The sequence below is a fragment of the Reichenbachiella sp. MALMAid0571 genome (assembly GCF_040151475.1).
Lineage (GTDB): Bacteria > Bacteroidota > Bacteroidia > Cytophagales > Cyclobacteriaceae > CAXBNB01.
Genome location: NZ_JBDKWG010000153.1, coordinates 116,171 through 132,390, shown reverse-complemented (window position 1 = coordinate 132,390; position 16,220 = coordinate 116,171). Strand labels below are relative to the sequence as shown.

Here is a 16,220-nt window from a genome sequence, read left to right as displayed (position 1 = left end):
GACTTAATTTTTTTTGAAGAGTTGTGGTACTTTCTTTCTCTCTCTATACAATACGATAAGAGCAGTTAATAATACCACCATTGCCATGATAAAAAGCTGGCCATTATCTCCTTTTACTTCTATTCCCAGAAATAAGAGATGCGATAGTATGGCTCCTCCCATTAGACCGATGGTTACTAGTGCTCCAATGTAGGCTGTAGCATTTAGAAGGATTAAAATAGATGCAGCTAGCTCTGCTATTCCGGTACCTATACGAATGACTGCTTCCTGGTCAGCACTTCCGAATGTTCTTAGTGCGATAATTCCAAATATTTCTTTTGACTCTTGCAACGCTTCATTCCCACCGATACCAAATTTGAAAAACAATGTTTGCAAGAGGATAAACGCTACAATTATCCTTGGAAGGAAAATTAATAATCTATTCTTTTTCATTTTCTAATGAGATTATATCTATATGTAAAATAGAATATAAACCATTGTCAGGAAAGTGAATTGGTAATAATATCAATTTTAAGAAATTGATATTTGTTTGGGTTGTAAATCAAATGAGATGACTCTTAGATCTTTATCTAAATGTCTTTTAACAATTCGATTATTCCTGCTCGTTTTCCTTTAGGCCTCACTACCATTATGGGTATGGTAGAATCTATATGAATGAGTTTTTCGGCACTACTTCCTATGAAAATGGCGGTAGTATCAGTCCTTCCTTTTGCTCCAATGACAATGGCATCTGCATTCAGTCTTAGTCCGGTGCTGTATATCTTAGCAATAAGGTTGTCGCTTCGATCCAAAGTGTAAACAGGTTCAATATTCACTCCTTTGGTGTCGATTTTATGCATAAAGCTTTTGTAGTCCTTCTCGGCATTTTCTTTCATTATGACTGCAAATTCTTTAAAAGTCCTGCCAGTGTAGCGGTATCCATTTGGTACTTGAAATACATTTTGAATGTATATTTTCACATTGGGAAGGTTGGGGGCTGCAAGATTTATGGCCTGTTTGAGTGCTTCAACTGAGTAGTCTGAAAAGTCTATTGGTACTAAGATTTTTTTTACTCTTTTCTGGTACTCGATTGGTATTACAAGGAGAGAGCAGGCTGCTTTTCTGGCCAGCCTGTTTATTATTATACCACCGTCTTTTCTCGTGTTTTTCCTTCCTACCAGTATCAGGTCAATATTTTTTTCAATACTGTATTTTAGAATGGCACTGGTGGGATTTCCGGGTTTAATTTCAATGTGAGTTTTAGCTTCTTTGTATGAATAGTTCTCTTTCACCAGGTTTTGTATTTCCACAGTTCGTTCTGATACTGCATTAGATATAATGTCTGGAAATTCTTTTCTAATGTTTTTTGGGATATTCAAATCCTTGACAACATTTATAAAATATACATCCTTTGTTTTCGACAGAGTAGAAATGAAAGAGGCTGCATCTACAAGCTCTTTGTCATGCGAGGTGTGGTCAAGAGCGACCAGTATTTTCTTGAACGAATACATAGTTCGTGGGGTTAGGAATGCAAATTTAACTCGAAATAATTCAATATTGAAATTTCTGAATAATAGAACTTTTTTCTATTATTCAGAAACATCCCTGATTTTCTGACCGATGTGGTTGGTAGTCTTTAGAACTCCGAACTACTTACGGTATCCACCAACATTTCTATTTGTTCTTTAGAGTGAGTTGGGAAGTTGGCTATACGGATGTGTGAGTTTTTAAATTCTCCGTAACCGCTACCTGTTTCCATGCCTTGATCTGATAGCCTTTTGATAAGTTTGGAAGAGTCACCCTTCACTTCAGCGACACCAACTGTAAGCGAACGAAAACGCTTTTCACTAACAAATGGGTTTAATTGATCGTGTGATTCAAACAGATTGTACAAAAGGGCAGATTTGTAATTGGACTCTCTTCTGATTACATCTATTCCTTTGTGCAACATGTCACCCACAACTTTCCCCAAGAGGTAAATTCCCAAGACATTTGGAGTGCATGGTGTTTGGTGTTTTTTTGTGAATTTCTCCAAATTCAACAATGAATGGTAAGTGTCATGATATTTGCCTTTGACTTTTAATTGTCCGGCTTTCTCAAGGCATTTTTCGTTGTATATCCATACGCCAAGACCAGCAGGAAGGCCAAAGCACTTTTGAACTGAACAATAAACAGAATCAACCTGACTAAAGTCCAGGTCAATTACCGGAAGTGAGCTCACCGCATCAACAACCAAGAGCTTTTCGGGGTTGTTTTTCCTTAGAGTATATATGTCTTCCAACGGAAGTGCAGCCCCCGTGCTGGTTTCATTTTGAGCAAGGCCGATAAGCTCTACTTCATCTGGAATTGTTAATTCATTCACATTGGCACAGGTTCCGGGAGCAGCCATGTTGGCAATTGCATTTTTTCCAATTGCTTTTGCTGCTTTATGGAATTTGCCTGAAAAGTCTCCATTGACCAGGTGGTATGAATGTTCTTCGATTAAGTTTTCCGACATTCTTTCCCATACTTCTGTGGCAGAAGTTGTAAATGCGATTTGAAAGTTGTCTGGTAGATTTAAGAGTGTCCTGATGTTTTCTACTGTTTCTCTATAAAGACTAATAAATTCACTTCCTCTGTGAGTAATGCTTGGAATTTGATGTTTGAATGCGTTTTTAACATGTTCTTCGACAGTGAAATATACTTCTGAAGGACCCGGAGTGAAATGGATTTTTTTCATAGTGCAATGTTCAGTAAATCTTGTTTTCTGAAAAAGAAAACGAGTGAATTTAATTTCATCAAAAAGAAAAGTTTAGCAGTTCATTGTAAAATGATAATTGCTTGGATAACTTTGTATCAGTTGCTTAAGGTTGACGCTATTGTTATTAAACCTAACATTTTAACAATAATTGAGTGAAGCTGGTTGGCTAAACCGGGCCTCATTTTGATTCGATTCGTTGAGTCAAAACCTCTTGTAGGATAACAGTGGAAGGTTGAATTGATTCGGCAGCTCAAATCCTTTAAATAACAGGGGTTTAATTAACCTTGTCGCCTTAACACTATAAAGCCTTTAGTTCTGCTAAAGGCTTTTTTAGTGCATTCAATATTCTTTCTGGTTTTTAATACAGCACCCTGAATTTTATTGTGCCTTCTATTTTCTTCAATTCTTTAGTAACAGCGGGATCATACCCTTTATCAATATCTGTAATAACGTAACCTATGGTTTCATTTGTTTTTAGGTATTGGCCTACTACGTTGATATTGTGCGAAGCGAGCATATTTGTGATTTCAGCCAATACACCAGGCTTGTTGTGGTGTATATGAATGAACCTATGTGCATTTTCGAATGCAGGTAAGGTTATATCCGGGAAATTTACACTGTTGGTAGTTGATCCTGTATTGATATAATCCATAATTTTAGTAGGTACAAATTCGGCAATGTTTTCCTGTGCTTCTTGTGTACTACCACCAATGTGAGGAGTAAGTATCGTATTTGGTAATGTTCTCAATTCAGAGATAAACTCATCCGCATTGCTATATGGCTCCACTGGAAAAACATCTACAGACGCACCTGCTATTTTGCCACTTTCGATGTTCTTTTTCAATTCTGCAATATCAACTACATGACCCCTGCTCAGGTTTAGGAAAATCATCCCATCTTTCATCCATTCAAATTCTTGCTTACCGATCAGGTTTTTATTTTCCTTTCTGCCATCTACATGAAGAGAAACTACATCAACAGTGCTTAGCATTTCCTGCAATGATTTGCATTTTGTAGCATTGCCCAATGCCAGCTTTTCGTTTAAGTCATAGTAATAAACCTGCATCCCCATAGCCTCACCTATAACTGAAAGTTGCTTGCCAATGTTACCATAGCCGACAAGACCTAATTTTTTACCTCGTATCTCATAGCTTCCTTTGGCAGACTTATCCCATTTGCCGGCATGCATGGCAACTATTTTGTCTGGCAAATTTCTGATTAACATTATCATTTCCGCAATAGCCAGTTCTACAACAGATCGGGTGTTGCTATAGGGAGCATTGAATACTGCTATACCGTTCTTTTGGCATTCTTTTAAATCTATCTGGTTGGTGCCAATACAAAATGCGCCAACTGCTTTTAGTTTTTTTGCATTTTCGATTACTCGTTTCGTGACATTTGTTTTCGAACGAATACCTAAAATGGAAACGTCTTTGATTTTCTCAACCAGTTCGTCTTCAGAAAGACCGGCAGGATATACTTCTACCTGATAACCTTCTTCCTGCATTAGGTTTACACCTACCTGATGAATGTTTTCAAGTAACAATACTTTGATTCTGTTTTTAGGGTATGATAGAGCTCTCTCCATGTTATTGTGATATAGTATTTCGTCTAATGATGGTGCTATATGATCTGCTTTTTCCAATACTTTTTGTCTGGATACATTTTCGGTAAAGGCATAAAATCTTTCGGCCATGCCGTATTCACGGATTTCATAGTCTGTGTATCCGTCTCCAATCACATGAACTTCTCCTTTGAGTTTCATTTCTTTGATTACGGCAGGCTTTCCTTTGTCTCCGGACAGTATGTTGTCCATATCAAAGCCTACTATGTATCCTGCCTCGTCATAACAAAAGGTGTTTGCAAATACATGGTCTTCTCTTATGCCGTATTCCTTTACAATTGGGCAAATGAACTCTTTGAAACCATTGGATATGATGTAAACATTTTCTGAGTGGTTAGAAAGAAATTCTTTATTTCTAATAAATGACTTTGAAACTTTGTTTCTTAGCACAGAGATGAGTTCGGGTAATTGATCTTTGTGCGCATGAAGCAACTTTATTCTACCGTTTAGAGACTCACGAAATGAAATATTTCCGGCCATAGCAGAGTCGGTAAAATCTTTTATCTTAAGCAATACCTCTTCTTTATCAGTTCCCGTGAGAGATATTTCTCCCAATACGTCTAAGGCCTCAACCTGAGTGAATGTGCTGTCAAAATCAATGACAAAATTTTTTACCGCTGTTTTTTCCATTTGGTAATTTGAATTTTTCTGAAAAGTGCCTCTAGAGACTGCCATCTCTCCTAGAAGGGCGCAAAATTATTTTCTCTTTCTTTAAAAAGAGAATGTAAACGAAATAATCTCGTCTAAGATTTGAAAAATTTTAATATTTGGAAAAAGTCGGTTGATTATTAAAAATACTATCACAGATATTGCTACTCTCAATCAGCTATTTGCCAGGACATGTCGTAAAAAAAAACTTCAGTTGTAATTTTTGAATTTGAGATTAAAGCTTATGGTGATGATAGAATTACATTCAAAACGAGTATAAAAGACAGGTTTGTTTATAGTGTCTTATACTCTTCCATTTATCTTGACAACCGACTTATTTTTCGTTCATATAAAAATGAAGGATATAATATTTTCTACAAGGGATATTTTGACTTGTATTTTTTTATCGAAAGAGAGTATTTTTGTTATTATTGTAAAGCAAATAGGTTTTTGAACCTTTAATAATAAGTATATTACGATCTATAATATAAAAGAATAGAAATTGTATCTTCTATAGGTTATGCGTAATAGTCGCCTTTGGAAGTTTAACCACCAAACCTAAACAATTGAAATATGGGTATATTAGACCTGATGACACTGTTGATTTTCTTAGCAGCGGTTTTTACACTTGTCAACATCACACTTTTAAAGTTACCTTCAACAATCGGTTTGATGGCCATAGCATTGGCTTCATCAGTTGTAATCCTGATTCTTGGCTATTTTATGCCTCCTATTGTGCAAGGAGCTGAACACATTATTGAAGCTTTTGATTTCAAAGAAGTCCTGCTCAATGTAATGTTGAACTTTTTACTTTTTGCAGGAGCACTATCGGTGAATCTAAAAACTTTACTTGATCAGAAGATACCGGTTATTGTCTTGGCAACATTAGGTACCTTGTTGTCAACATTTGTTGTTGGATTTTTAATGCAGCAGGCTTTTATTATTGCAGGAAAAGAGGTTGATCTTATTTACTGTCTTTTGTTCGGGGCTTTGATTTCACCTACAGATCCTATTGCTGTATTGTCACTGGTGAAAAAATTCGGACTGGTTAAAAGTTTGGAAATAAAAATTGCAGGTGAGTCATTGTTCAATGACGGAGTAGGTGTGGTTATATTTCTTACGATTCTGGGAATAGCAGATCCTTCGAGCAGGCATCATGGCGAAGAGGCTCGAGTACAGGACAATGGTACACACGAAATGGTTTATCAGGCAAATACGGAAACCGGTAATGAAAATATAGTGCAGTATGCTGATTATACCCAACACGAAGGTGCAGCCCAACATGAGCATGAAAGCTCAGATGAAGTGGGGGCAATGGACGTAATATTACTTTTTGTGAAAGAGGTTTTTGGGGGCTTACTCCTTGGTGCGTTGTTTGGGTTTCTGGGATTTAAACTACTCGACTATATAGACAATGATCATGTGGAGCTGGAAGTATTGGTTACTTTGACATTGGTGATGGTTGGTGGCAGACTGGCTGAATTACTCCATGTATCAGGGCCATTGGGAATGGTAATTATGGGATTGTTTATAGGCAATGAGGGTAGGAGCGAACATCTGGCCAATGCTACAGGTGAGTATGTATTTAAATTCTGGCACTTACTGGATGAGGCACTAAATGCTATTTTGTTTATTTTGATTGGTCTGGAGATGATAGTAATAGCTCAGTCGTTTGAAACAGAATATATAACAATAGGAGCATTAGCCATTGTAGTGGTATTGATTGCAAGGTTTTTGGGAGTATCTTTGCCCGTTGTTGCGATGGAATTATTCGGGATAAAATTTGAGAAAAAATCTATAATAATACTTACCTGGGGTGGACTGAGAGGGGGAATCTCTGTAGCTTTGGCACTTTCACTTTCCGACAGTATTCCAGTTAAAGATTTAATAGTAGCAGCAACTTATGCCGTAGTAGTTTTCTCAATTTTAGTTCAGGGATTGACTATTGAGAAGATTCTGAAAAGTTGAATTTTTTAAAAAAGAAGTAAAATAATCTACCAAGTTATGAAATTAAGTATAGCAGAAGGATTAATGCTGATTGCATTAGATGATGATGAAGGAAGACTGTTGGCAGCTGCAGAGCACTCAATAGATAAGGGATTGATAGCTAGTTGTATTTTAGAGTTGTCTCTATCCAAGAAAGTTAGTTTTCAGGGGGGTAAAATAGTGATGAATGATAATTCCGGTACAGGGAATAAAATATTAGACAGTGTTTTGAAAGGTATAGGTAATGGAGGAGATTCAGTGGTGCAAACTATTGATCGATTGGCTCCAGGATTTGACCATATTCAGGATGAAATAATAGAGTTGCTGGTACAGCGTGGAATATTGAGTGTCGAATCTACCAAGCTTCTGTTTATTCCAATCTCTGAAAGAATGGATAATGCAAACTATGCTTTTGAACAGGAAATCAGGGATGTATTGAAAGCGGTTGTATTGAAGGGACAAAAACCTTCACCTGCTGTAGTTGTGTTGATGTGTATGATTTCTTATTGTAAAATTCTGGAGGAAGTTTTTCCTGATGAGGATGAATTGATTGATGCCATTAAGGTAGCAAAGGATGTATTAAAAATAGGAGTAGTGGATAATGAAACTAAAATCGTTTTAGAAGATCTTAAAATTTATTTTGCCAAAATTTAGGAGACAGTGTATATAAAAGACAAAAAGGAAGAGCAAAAACTGTTAGTTTTTGCTCTTCCTTTTTGTAGAATCTTTTCTTGCATAAGTCTTTATTTGCGATAGATTGCTGTTTAATATTTCATCAATTTTTGACGCTGACTCTTCGGTTGTTTCCTCATTTAATTTTGCCATAAGCTCCGCCTGAACCTTCAGTACTGTTTTTAGATATGCTTTAATAGTATCCTGATTGCTTCCAAACCGGGTTCCATTCAATGCCATAAACCCAAACCCCTCATGAGGATTGTTTCTGTCTCTTTCTAATATGAGGTAGTCATACCCGTCTATTTTTATTTTATCAAAATGATATTCCATGTTTTCGTGGATTTCACTGAAATTAGGCCCTTTTTCAGGATTGACCTCTCTGTTCTCGCAAGAAAAAAGCAGGAATGTTGCGATTATTAGTACTATTGCTGATTTATTCATATCTATCGTTTTGCGTCTCTGAAAAAACCCTCTTCTACATTGAATACTTTGAGTATGATGTCGAAAGAAGTACCATTTAATATTACTATAAGATAGTCTCCCAGGTTAATATTTACTTCTCCGAGTGGGTTCTTGATTAGTTTTCGTTTGCCGGATTTGTCCTTTTTACTTATCCCAATCAATATGGTATTATAGCGTCTTTTAAGGTCGAAAAAAGTTTCCTGATATGTCTTGTTTACATACGGATTGTCATGTGTTACTAAAAACTGTTTGATGTCATAATCATTTTCATGTTTTGCAAATGACATGATGTCTTCGGTGTAAGTAGCCACATCCGGCTCAAACATATAACTGGCTAGTATCTTAGAAGAAATCTCATTGGGTGAAATGGCGTTGGTTACACCAGCTCCGATGAATGTGTTTTTGAGGTTGGCATTTTCAATGGTCACCACATATTCCAGATTTTCATAGATTTTTTTGAGGTTTAGAATGTACACCAGTTTTTCAGTGTCGTCCGGTAAGTTTACGAATACCACGCTTGAATCTTCGATATTGGCTTTATGAAGGATTTCATAATTTTGAAAATCGCTGTAAAGGGTGAAAACACTATTTCTGTGGTATTTTTCTTTTATATGATCAACATGTTCTCTTTTGTCGGTCACAATAGCCACATCTTTTCCGGCTCCTATTAGTTGATCAGCCACCATTTGGCTAAATTCATTCCAGCCTATTATTACGACATGATTCATGAGGGTTGTTCCATTGTAGCCTAACATTTTATTTTCTTTTATAGTTGATATTATACTTGCAAACTGACCGACTAATAAGCCGTAAACGCCTAAACTGAGGAAGATAAACATGTAGCCTATATATTGCCCAAAGATGGTTACAGGATACAAGTCTCCATATCCTACAGTAGTAAGAGTGACAACTGTGTACCAAATGGCATGTCTGTAGTCAACGATTGACGACTGTTGGCTGTCTCTTTCAAAATGAATGAGTAAAGTGATCAGGAAAAAATAGATGATTGCCCCAATCAAAATCCTAACCAAATAACCCTTAATTTTTTGCGATTCTAAATGATTTACCACGTAGTAATTTTGGAAATAGTTAAAATAAGTATGCTCTAAATTTACCGTTAATTTATGAAAATCGGATTGGTAAATATAATATTATTGATAATATCTATGGGCAGTATTCAATATTGCTTTTTACTATTTTTGTAATTTGAGTTCTACACGAACTAAAGTTTTTGGGCAATATAAACATAAACTAAATGTTTATATTTGGATCATACTTTTATGTAAGGAGGGGCATATAATCCTATGTACCAATCGTTTTGCGTATAGAATAATATTAATTTTGGTAGGATGCGTTTATTATTTTTATTAATTCTTTTGTCTGTAGTATCGCTAGACCAATTAACGGGTCAGTCGAATGAACGATACGATATCAGGTTGCAAGTTGAAGGTTTGGAAGACAGTGTCGCCTATTTGGGGTATCACTTTGGTGAGAAAAGGTACTATCAGGACACATCATCGGTGAGCCCAAAAGGAGAAGTTAGTTTTTCGAATACCAAGAGGCTCAAAAAAGGAGTCTATTTTCTTTACTCTAAGAGCTTCTACTTTGAGTTTTTAGTAAATGAACAGCAATTTTCAATTAAGACCACCAAGTCTGATCCTTATGGAAGTATGCAAATCCATAACTCTCTTGAAAATGAAGTGTTTAGGGTTTTTCAATTGATGATGAAGGATCATCAGATCAAGATGAGAAGCCTGACCGAAGAGTTGAAACAAGCAAAAAATAAGAAGGACTCTACCTCAATATATGAAAAGGCAGAACAGTTGGGAGACGAAAACCTGGCGAAAAGAGACAGCCTGAAAAACTTATATAAAGAGTATTACGCCGCAGTGCTGTTACGGTTGATGGAACCTCAAAAACAAAATATAGCACAAGCCGAGGGAATGTCTGTTGAAGAAAAAAGAAAGCTATACAACGACTATAAGGATCATTTTTTTGATGGGATAGATTTCAACGACGAAGGGACTTTGCGGGCTCCAATTTTTCATGCTAAAGTCATGGAATATATGGATAAGGTTACTTTTCAGACTCCTGATTCGGTAGTTGCTTCCGTCGATTACATTCTCAATAAGTCTAAAGACAGTGAAGAGATGTTCAGGTATTGGGTGGTGTATTTTTTTCAAAAATACCAGAATTCTAAAATAATGGGACTGGATAAAGCATTTGTTCATATTTCTGAAAACTACTATTTAAAAGGGAAAACCCCATGGGCTGATGAAGAAATGCTCACGAAACTTCGGGAAGAAATGGATTTTCATAGGGAAAATCAAATAGGAATGATTGCTCCCAGATTGAATTTGCTGGATACATTACAAGACCCAATAAGCCTTAGCTCTATTCCTGCTAATTATACTATATTGTTTTTTTACAGTCCGGATTGCGGACATTGCAAGAAAGAAACGCCGGTGTTGCTGGATATTTATCATGGACTGCAATCGGAAGGAGTAGAGGTGTTAGCTGTAGATTCCGATACAGATATTGACAAATGGAAAGCGTTTATTCAGGAACATCAGTTGGATTGGGTAAATGCTGCTGATCCTTTTACGAGAAGTAATTTCAGGCGCCAGTACAATGTGAGAACAACTCCGACTATTTATGTGTTGGATAGAGATAAAAGGATTATAGCAAAAAAACTTGGTGTGGAACAAATCGAATCTTTTATTAAGGATCGAATAGCATTCGACAATAGAGCTAAGCTTTAGGTTCAAAGTGACAGAGTTTTTTTGAGATAAAAGTTATATTGAATTTGAATGCTGAAAAAATATAATTGAACAGTTTTGGAATTGGTTGATTTCCTGTAATTTCGGGCTCAATCTACCTATAATTAAATTTAATAAGATGATAAGTGAGTTTAGTACACTACGTGACGATGAAATAGAGGTGTTGTTGAATGCGCCGGTTTATGTTGCTATATTGATTGCAGGAGCAGATGGTGAGATAGACAAAAAAGAAATTGCACAGGCTTTGGATCTCGCACAGGGAAAACAATCCAGAGAAAGAGAGCAGTTGATTGGTTATTATAAGGAAGTAGGTACAACTTTCGAGAGTAAATTCTTCAAACTTACAGAAGAATTGTCTTCTTCTGTTGAGGAAAGAAACAGTTCCATTATAAGTGAATTGAGAAAATTGAATCATATTCTCCCAAAAATTGATCATAATTTTTCAGTGAAACTTGTAGCCAGTTTGAAAGATATGGCTAAAAAAGTGGCTGGAGCTTCCGGAGGAGTATTGGGATATATGTCAGTGAGCTATGAAGAAGCCAAGCTTGTAGAGTTGGACATGATCAAAGATCCGTCAGACTATTAAGAAAAACATAGTCCCGTCCAGACGGGACTTTTTTAATGCCTAAATTTCAACGAAATAGCATTGTCCCCCCGCTTAGACTCGCATTCCTGATGTGGGTTTTTTTTTCGGTTCAATTCTTTTTTAATATTGATTTGGGGTTTCTTGGAGTTTTTCCAAGAACCACATCCGGGCTTATAGGAATTTTAACTGCTCCGATGATACATGGCAGTTTGAATCACATCCTTTCAAATACCTTTCCTTTAATCTTTCTGGGAACAACCTTATTTGTGTTTTATAATTCTATAGCGGTGCGGGTGTTTTTGCAGTGCTATTTCCTTACCAATATTTGTGTTTGGATTTTTGCAAGAGGGTTTTACCATATAGGAGCCAGTGGCTTGGTGTATGGATTGGCTTTTTTTCTTATTTCATTTGGTTTTTTTAGAAAGAATGTTAAATCCCTGGCAATAGCCATCGTGGTGGTGGTGCTTTATGGTGGAATTATTTACGGAGTGTTACCGTCAAGGCCCGGGGTTTCATGGGAATCACATTTGTTTGGTGCATTGATTGGAATAGGTTCTGCCTATACCATGCGATATGACAAAAGTTTAGACTATGATTGAGGTATTTTTTATGTGATATGCCTCACCGTATATCACGGAAAAGGTTTGAAAATCTATACAAAAGTTTAAGTATTGCTACAGCTGTATTAAATTACACTACAGGTTTATTATATCACCAACGTATTATCATAAAAATTAACGTTTATTATGGACAGAAGAAAATTTATTGCAAGTGGTGCTGCTCTGGGACTTACTACCACAGCATTTGGGTATAGTTCTGAAAAATCAGTTAAAGCCAAAGAAAAACGATTTCAGAATGGAAGAAGTCCATGGCCGATATGTCTGGACACAGCTACTATCAGAACAGCCAAAAGCCTGGAAGAAAAAGTAGATATTGCCATAAAAGCAGGATATGATGCTATCGAGCCATGGGACGGAGAACTGGCTGAGTACGAAAAGTCCGGAGGTAACTTAAAAGAACTTGGAAAAAAGATAAAAGACAATGGTTTATTTGTGCCCAGTATGATCGGCCTTTGGGGTTGTATTCCTGAAAATGAAGAAGCTTTTCAAAAATCTTTGCCTGAAACTCGGAATCGTATGCGCATGGCATCTGAGGTTGGCTGTAAATATGTACAAGCCATTCCAAATAAAGTGGGTGATAATTACGATACCAGGTTTGTCTCTTCTTGTTACAAAAGATTACTCGACATTGGTATCAATGAATACAATGTGATACCGGCTATTGTTTTTGTAGAGATGTTTCCGTTGAAAACGATGGGGCAGGCTACCGCTGTGGCTCTGGATGCAAGTCATCCTCAGGCCTGTATTATCCCGGATGTATTTCACATGTACATAAGCAAAGGTGGATTTGACGGATTGAAATCACTGAGGGGAGACATGTTTGCTATTTTTCAGTTCAATGATGCCCCTAAAGGCATGAGTATAGATGAAATGAAGGACAAAGACAGGGTATATCCCGGAGATGGAATCTTACCATTACCCCAAATATTGAAAGACCTGAAAAGTACAGGGTTTAAAGGATGCGTATCTTTGGAATTGTATAATCCGGAATACCATAAACAAGACTTGCTGGAAGTAGCAAAAACTGGTTTAGAAAAGACTTTGCAAACGATTGAAAAAGCAGGAGTTTAGTTTTTTTGATGGAGTTGTTTTAAAAAAAGGATTAAACAGGAGTCTGGAATTATCTGCCTTTTGAGTTAGTCTCTTTTTACATTTAATCCCGCATGGTAGTAAACACCATTCTCTTTTCGGCTTTTATCTCTTCAGTATCTGTTTTTTTCTTGAAACCACGCGTTTTTGTAATAATGGTATTGGTATCATCAAGAATAAAATTATACCCATATTCTTCTTTGGTAGCAAGCGGGGGAAATGGCTCGGCCTGGGCATTCAATTGTAGCGTTTCTATTCCATAAGGTTCAGCGCACTCAAATTCGTAAGGAAGCTCGTACACTTGATTTACATTGTCGTGATTGATATAGTAGTTATCCAGTAAAAGCACTTTGGAACCGTCAGCCAGATGGTAGATAAACCGCATGTAACATTCCCTGTTTGCTCTTACAAATAGTTTTAGTTCTTCTCCTTCGGTGTAGATGAGATTGTCCCTTCCTTTGTTGGTGTACAGGTCTATATTTAGCCCACCACCTTTTATTTCATCTTTAGCCAGTTCTTTCATATTAACTAACGCCTGCTTGTAGTTCTCAGGAGTAAAAGAAATACCAGCACTCGTCAAAGTATTTTTTGGTAAATAGCAATCCACACTGGCAATGGCAGAAGATGTTTTTTGATCCCTGAGAATTCCTGTAATCTTAAGTTTGTCTCCCTCTTCCCAATAGCTGCCCCTGAGTACAAACCCGTTGTTTTCAACTGCCTGATTAGCAACTTTATACCCTTCCTGAACAAGCTTTTGTTCCAAAGAAGATTGAAGCCTTCTGGAGAAAATACTGCCCATTGGAGTATCCTGATAGGTGAAATTACTCACTCTTACTGGTGCATTTAGGTTGTCTGTTTGGGTGTTTAGTGCAAATGCAATATAGTATGCGGCATCTTCAAGAGTGAATTGTTGAGTATTCCTCACTTTGTTGATTTCGCTCTCGGTTTTCATTTTAATGATCCGACTTTCATTTCTTTTTAAAGATGCCAGATCATAATTTCCGGTTAATGTGATTAATATGGTTTGGGCATGCTCTATGTTTTTGATAAATGTTTGTATTTGAAATAGTAATTTTAAAGCCCCCTGATTATTATTTTCATTTTTGTGGCTGCTTGCCAATTCAAAATTGGTATTGCACTTGTCCAGCAAAGTCGATATCTCATTTTCATAGTGGTTTTTGACTTCCGATTTTTTAGCGAATGCGAATGCAAAACCTGTTTTTTTCTTCTGATCATAATAGGTTTCAGTTTTCAATCCGGCAATGGTGGCATTGCTGAAAGAAGTACTGTTTTTTTGAAATTCTTCCTGGGTTACGGTGTTCACATTGTGGATATTGAGCGTACTGATACTCTTGATTTCTACTAGTATATTTTCCACCAGTTGATCTTTAGCATATCCACTGATTTTTTGAAGTAATTCACCCGGATCGCTACCATTGACATTGGTTTCCGAAATAAATCCGGTAAGATAGCTACTCTCAGGGTAGGAGGCATTGCGCATGGTGTAATTAGTCCAATTTGGGGATTGGGAAAAAACAATACTTTGCGAACCGATGACTATGCCTAATATGTAAAAAAATGCTTTCATGTATAAATCTTAATTATTTTAAATTCAACTGACTTCTCGTATGTTTAAATATGTTCAATTTCTACCACAATAGGAATGATTCCTTCTCCGGAAAATCCACCTTTAAACGAAATATTGTTAGTTGAATAACTAATCATATTCTTTTGAACCAGTTTGTCTTTTAGTACATAATTCAGTCTTTCTACGAAACTATTGCCTGGAGCTCTCTCTAAATCACTTTTGATTTGGTCAATATTGAGGCTACTGGAAGAATACAAGATACAGAAATAATCAGTACCAGTGTTTTGATCCATTCTTATCCAGTGTTTTTCGCTTGGGATTGCCACATTGTTTCCTTTGTATCCTAAAAAAGGGCTGATGTTTTTCTCGTGAGGAAAAATATCGAATGACTTTTTCGATAAATCTGACCCTAAGGCATAAACATATGCTGGTTCGTTATTGGCAATGTAAAGCCTGAATTGTGTGCCACTTGGATAAGGAACGGAAGAGGTATAAATACCTTTGCTTGCATTGTATGATATTTTCATATATCCACCTTCTTTGAGCGAAAGGTTCATTGCTCCTGCCAGTACTTTGTTATCTGGTAGAGATTCTATCATTTCAAAAGCATATTTCACAAACTCATTGTAGTCGCTGTACTTAATCCAAATAAAACCACCGTTTCCCCACTGTGTTCCCCAACTGTTCATGATTAGAAATGCACCACCGTATTTGTTGTCGTCATAACCTATAGTCACCATGGCATGACCTCCAAAAGGTTTGCCGTACTCTTCCTGCTTGGGTTGCCACACATCTTTGGCATAATAAAACGACTCTGGGCAAAGCATGCCGATCAATACTGGTTTTTTTTCTGACAGACTCTTTTTTACCGGCAGTATTTTGTTGTTACCGTCTTGTAAAAAGAGTGTTTTGTAGTCCTTTATTTTATAGGGAGCAGCATGCTGCTTGTCTGCTGAATTTACTGTGTGATTGCAATCAAACTGAAGATCCGTGTATTTGGCCACCCCTTGATTTTTCATTAAATCTAGTGCCTGATTGAGGTAAGTTCCTTTTTCGCACCCATTTTCAAGTCTTATTTGGTTGTATACAAATGTTGGGGAGAAGGTGTTTTTATCAGTCTCACTTTTCAGTGTTCTATTGGTGCGAATAGACTCGGCTATAGTACGAGCATGATAGGCGGAAGACCATGCTACACATGTGCCTGTTTGCCCTTGATTTCCGGGTGTTGGTGCATATTTCTGCAAACTGATATTTGAAGGTAGGTTGTCAAAATCGCCACGTGTCAGAGGAGCTGTTATTGGTAATTGAGCATATTCCTGATCATTGAAATCCATACCGGTTTGGAATGGCTGGCTCATGGATTTCAAAGAAATGAAAATCAGAGAGAAAGCAGTTAGAAATTGAAATGGTTTAATCATTGCTCTATGATCTGTTGTTGATGTT

General features: G+C 36.7%; 14 protein-coding genes. 6 read left to right on the top strand and 8 right to left on the bottom strand.

Going from position 1 to position 16,220, the window contains the following annotated elements:
* Positions 1 to 3: 3 nt before the first annotated feature.
* The 4 genes from AAOP42_RS23610 to serA form a co-directional block, all read right to left on the bottom strand.
* Complete coding sequence (locus tag AAOP42_RS23610; RefSeq protein WP_349531069.1) at positions 4 to 432, bottom strand: DoxX family protein; 429 nt, start codon at positions 430 to 432, stop codon at positions 4 to 6.
* Positions 433 to 569: 137 nt separating this feature from the next.
* The gene (locus tag AAOP42_RS23605) at positions 570 to 1,490 is read right to left on the bottom strand and encodes a universal stress protein (RefSeq protein WP_349531068.1); all 921 of its coding nucleotides are present in this window, start codon (positions 1,488 to 1,490) and stop codon (positions 570 to 572) included.
* A 125-nt stretch (positions 1,491 to 1,615) separates the two neighbouring features.
* Complete coding sequence (locus tag AAOP42_RS23600) at positions 1,616 to 2,698, bottom strand: aminotransferase class V-fold PLP-dependent enzyme (protein ID WP_349531067.1); 1,083 nt, start codon at positions 2,696 to 2,698, stop codon at positions 1,616 to 1,618.
* Between the two features lie 379 nt (positions 2,699 to 3,077).
* Positions 3,078 to 4,973, bottom strand: coding sequence for a phosphoglycerate dehydrogenase (serA, locus tag AAOP42_RS23595; protein WP_349531066.1), 1,896 nt, complete (start codon positions 4,971 to 4,973; stop codon positions 3,078 to 3,080).
* Between the two features lie 591 nt (positions 4,974 to 5,564).
* Between serA and AAOP42_RS23590 the strand changes: the two genes are divergently transcribed.
* Positions 5,565 to 6,959 (top strand): cation:proton antiporter, encoded by a 1,395-nt coding sequence (locus tag AAOP42_RS23590; RefSeq protein ID WP_349531065.1) that lies wholly within the window; start codon positions 5,565 to 5,567, stop codon positions 6,957 to 6,959.
* Positions 6,960 to 6,995: 36 nt separating this feature from the next.
* The gene (locus tag AAOP42_RS23585) at positions 6,996 to 7,631 is read left to right on the top strand and encodes a GOLPH3/VPS74 family protein (protein WP_349531064.1); all 636 of its coding nucleotides are present in this window, start codon (positions 6,996 to 6,998) and stop codon (positions 7,629 to 7,631) included.
* A gap of 42 nt (positions 7,632 to 7,673) precedes the next feature.
* Here AAOP42_RS23585 and AAOP42_RS23580 read toward each other — a convergent pair whose 3' ends face one another.
* Both AAOP42_RS23580 and AAOP42_RS23575 read right to left on the bottom strand, forming a co-directional pair.
* On the bottom strand, positions 7,674 to 8,093 hold the full coding sequence (locus AAOP42_RS23580) for a hypothetical protein (protein WP_349531063.1): 420 nt from the start codon (positions 8,091 to 8,093) through the stop codon (positions 7,674 to 7,676).
* Positions 8,094 to 8,095: 2 nt separating this feature from the next.
* On the bottom strand, positions 8,096 to 9,184 hold the full coding sequence (locus AAOP42_RS23575; RefSeq protein WP_349531062.1) for a potassium channel family protein: 1,089 nt from the start codon (positions 9,182 to 9,184) through the stop codon (positions 8,096 to 8,098).
* Positions 9,185 to 9,463: 279 nt separating this feature from the next.
* Here AAOP42_RS23575 and AAOP42_RS23570 point away from each other — a divergent pair, with 279 nt between their 5' ends.
* The 4 genes from AAOP42_RS23570 to AAOP42_RS23555 all read left to right on the top strand — a co-directional run bounded on the left by AAOP42_RS23570 (position 9,464) and on the right by AAOP42_RS23555 (position 13,171).
* Positions 9,464 to 10,876 carry a redoxin domain-containing protein gene (locus AAOP42_RS23570; protein ID WP_349531061.1) on the top strand — a complete coding sequence of 471 codons (1,413 nt, stop codon included), beginning with the start codon at positions 9,464 to 9,466 and terminating at the stop codon, positions 10,874 to 10,876.
* Positions 10,877 to 11,012: 136 nt separating this feature from the next.
* Entirely contained in the window at positions 11,013 to 11,480 is a 468-nt protein-coding gene (locus AAOP42_RS23565; RefSeq protein WP_349531060.1) for a hypothetical protein, read from the top strand.
* 35 nt (positions 11,481 to 11,515) lie between these two features.
* On the top strand, positions 11,516 to 12,079 hold the full coding sequence (locus AAOP42_RS23560; protein WP_349531059.1) for a rhomboid family intramembrane serine protease: 564 nt from the start codon (positions 11,516 to 11,518) through the stop codon (positions 12,077 to 12,079).
* A 147-nt stretch (positions 12,080 to 12,226) separates the two neighbouring features.
* Positions 12,227 to 13,171: a sugar phosphate isomerase/epimerase family protein gene (locus AAOP42_RS23555; protein ID WP_349531058.1), complete on the top strand. Its 945-nt coding sequence runs from the start codon at positions 12,227 to 12,229 to the stop codon at positions 13,169 to 13,171.
* Positions 13,172 to 13,253: 82 nt separating this feature from the next.
* Here AAOP42_RS23555 and AAOP42_RS23550 read toward each other — a convergent pair whose 3' ends face one another.
* Together AAOP42_RS23550 and AAOP42_RS23545 are read right to left on the bottom strand one after the other, a co-directional pair.
* Complete coding sequence (locus AAOP42_RS23550; RefSeq protein WP_349531057.1) at positions 13,254 to 14,777, bottom strand: DUF4384 domain-containing protein; 1,524 nt, start codon at positions 14,775 to 14,777, stop codon at positions 13,254 to 13,256.
* Positions 14,778 to 14,821: 44 nt separating this feature from the next.
* A complete protein-coding gene (locus AAOP42_RS23545) occupies positions 14,822 to 16,195 on the bottom strand; it encodes a C1 family peptidase (RefSeq protein ID WP_349531056.1) in 1,374 nt (457 codons plus the stop codon).
* Positions 16,196 to 16,220: the final 25 nt, after the last annotated feature.

What these genes read in the sequence shown, in the direction of transcription:
- AAOP42_RS23610 (WP_349531069.1), bottom strand. Translation starts at nt 432, where the DNA reads ATGAAAAAGAATAGATTATTAATTTTCCTTCCAAGGATAATTGTAGCG.
- AAOP42_RS23605 (WP_349531068.1), bottom strand. Translation starts at nt 1,490, where the DNA reads ATGTATTCGTTCAAGAAAATACTGGTCGCTCTTGACCACACCTCGCAT.
- AAOP42_RS23600 (WP_349531067.1), bottom strand. Translation starts at nt 2,698, where the DNA reads ATGAAAAAAATCCATTTCACTCCGGGTCCTTCAGAAGTATATTTCACT.
- serA (WP_349531066.1), bottom strand. Translation starts at nt 4,973, where the DNA reads ATGGAAAAAACAGCGGTAAAAAATTTTGTCATTGATTTTGACAGCACA.
- AAOP42_RS23590 (WP_349531065.1), top strand. Translation starts at nt 5,565, where the DNA reads ATGGGTATATTAGACCTGATGACACTGTTGATTTTCTTAGCAGCGGTT.
- AAOP42_RS23585 (WP_349531064.1), top strand. Translation starts at nt 6,996, where the DNA reads ATGAAATTAAGTATAGCAGAAGGATTAATGCTGATTGCATTAGATGAT.
- AAOP42_RS23580 (WP_349531063.1), bottom strand. Translation starts at nt 8,093, where the DNA reads ATGAATAAATCAGCAATAGTACTAATAATCGCAACATTCCTGCTTTTT.
- AAOP42_RS23570 (WP_349531061.1), top strand. Translation starts at nt 9,464, where the DNA reads ATGCGTTTATTATTTTTATTAATTCTTTTGTCTGTAGTATCGCTAGAC.
- AAOP42_RS23565 (WP_349531060.1), top strand. Translation starts at nt 11,013, where the DNA reads ATGATAAGTGAGTTTAGTACACTACGTGACGATGAAATAGAGGTGTTG.
- AAOP42_RS23560 (WP_349531059.1), top strand. Translation starts at nt 11,516, where the DNA reads ATGCCTAAATTTCAACGAAATAGCATTGTCCCCCCGCTTAGACTCGCA.
- AAOP42_RS23555 (WP_349531058.1), top strand. Translation starts at nt 12,227, where the DNA reads ATGGACAGAAGAAAATTTATTGCAAGTGGTGCTGCTCTGGGACTTACT.
- AAOP42_RS23550 (WP_349531057.1), bottom strand. Translation starts at nt 14,777, where the DNA reads ATGAAAGCATTTTTTTACATATTAGGCATAGTCATCGGTTCGCAAAGT.
- AAOP42_RS23545 (WP_349531056.1), bottom strand. Translation starts at nt 16,195, where the DNA reads ATGATTAAACCATTTCAATTTCTAACTGCTTTCTCTCTGATTTTCATT.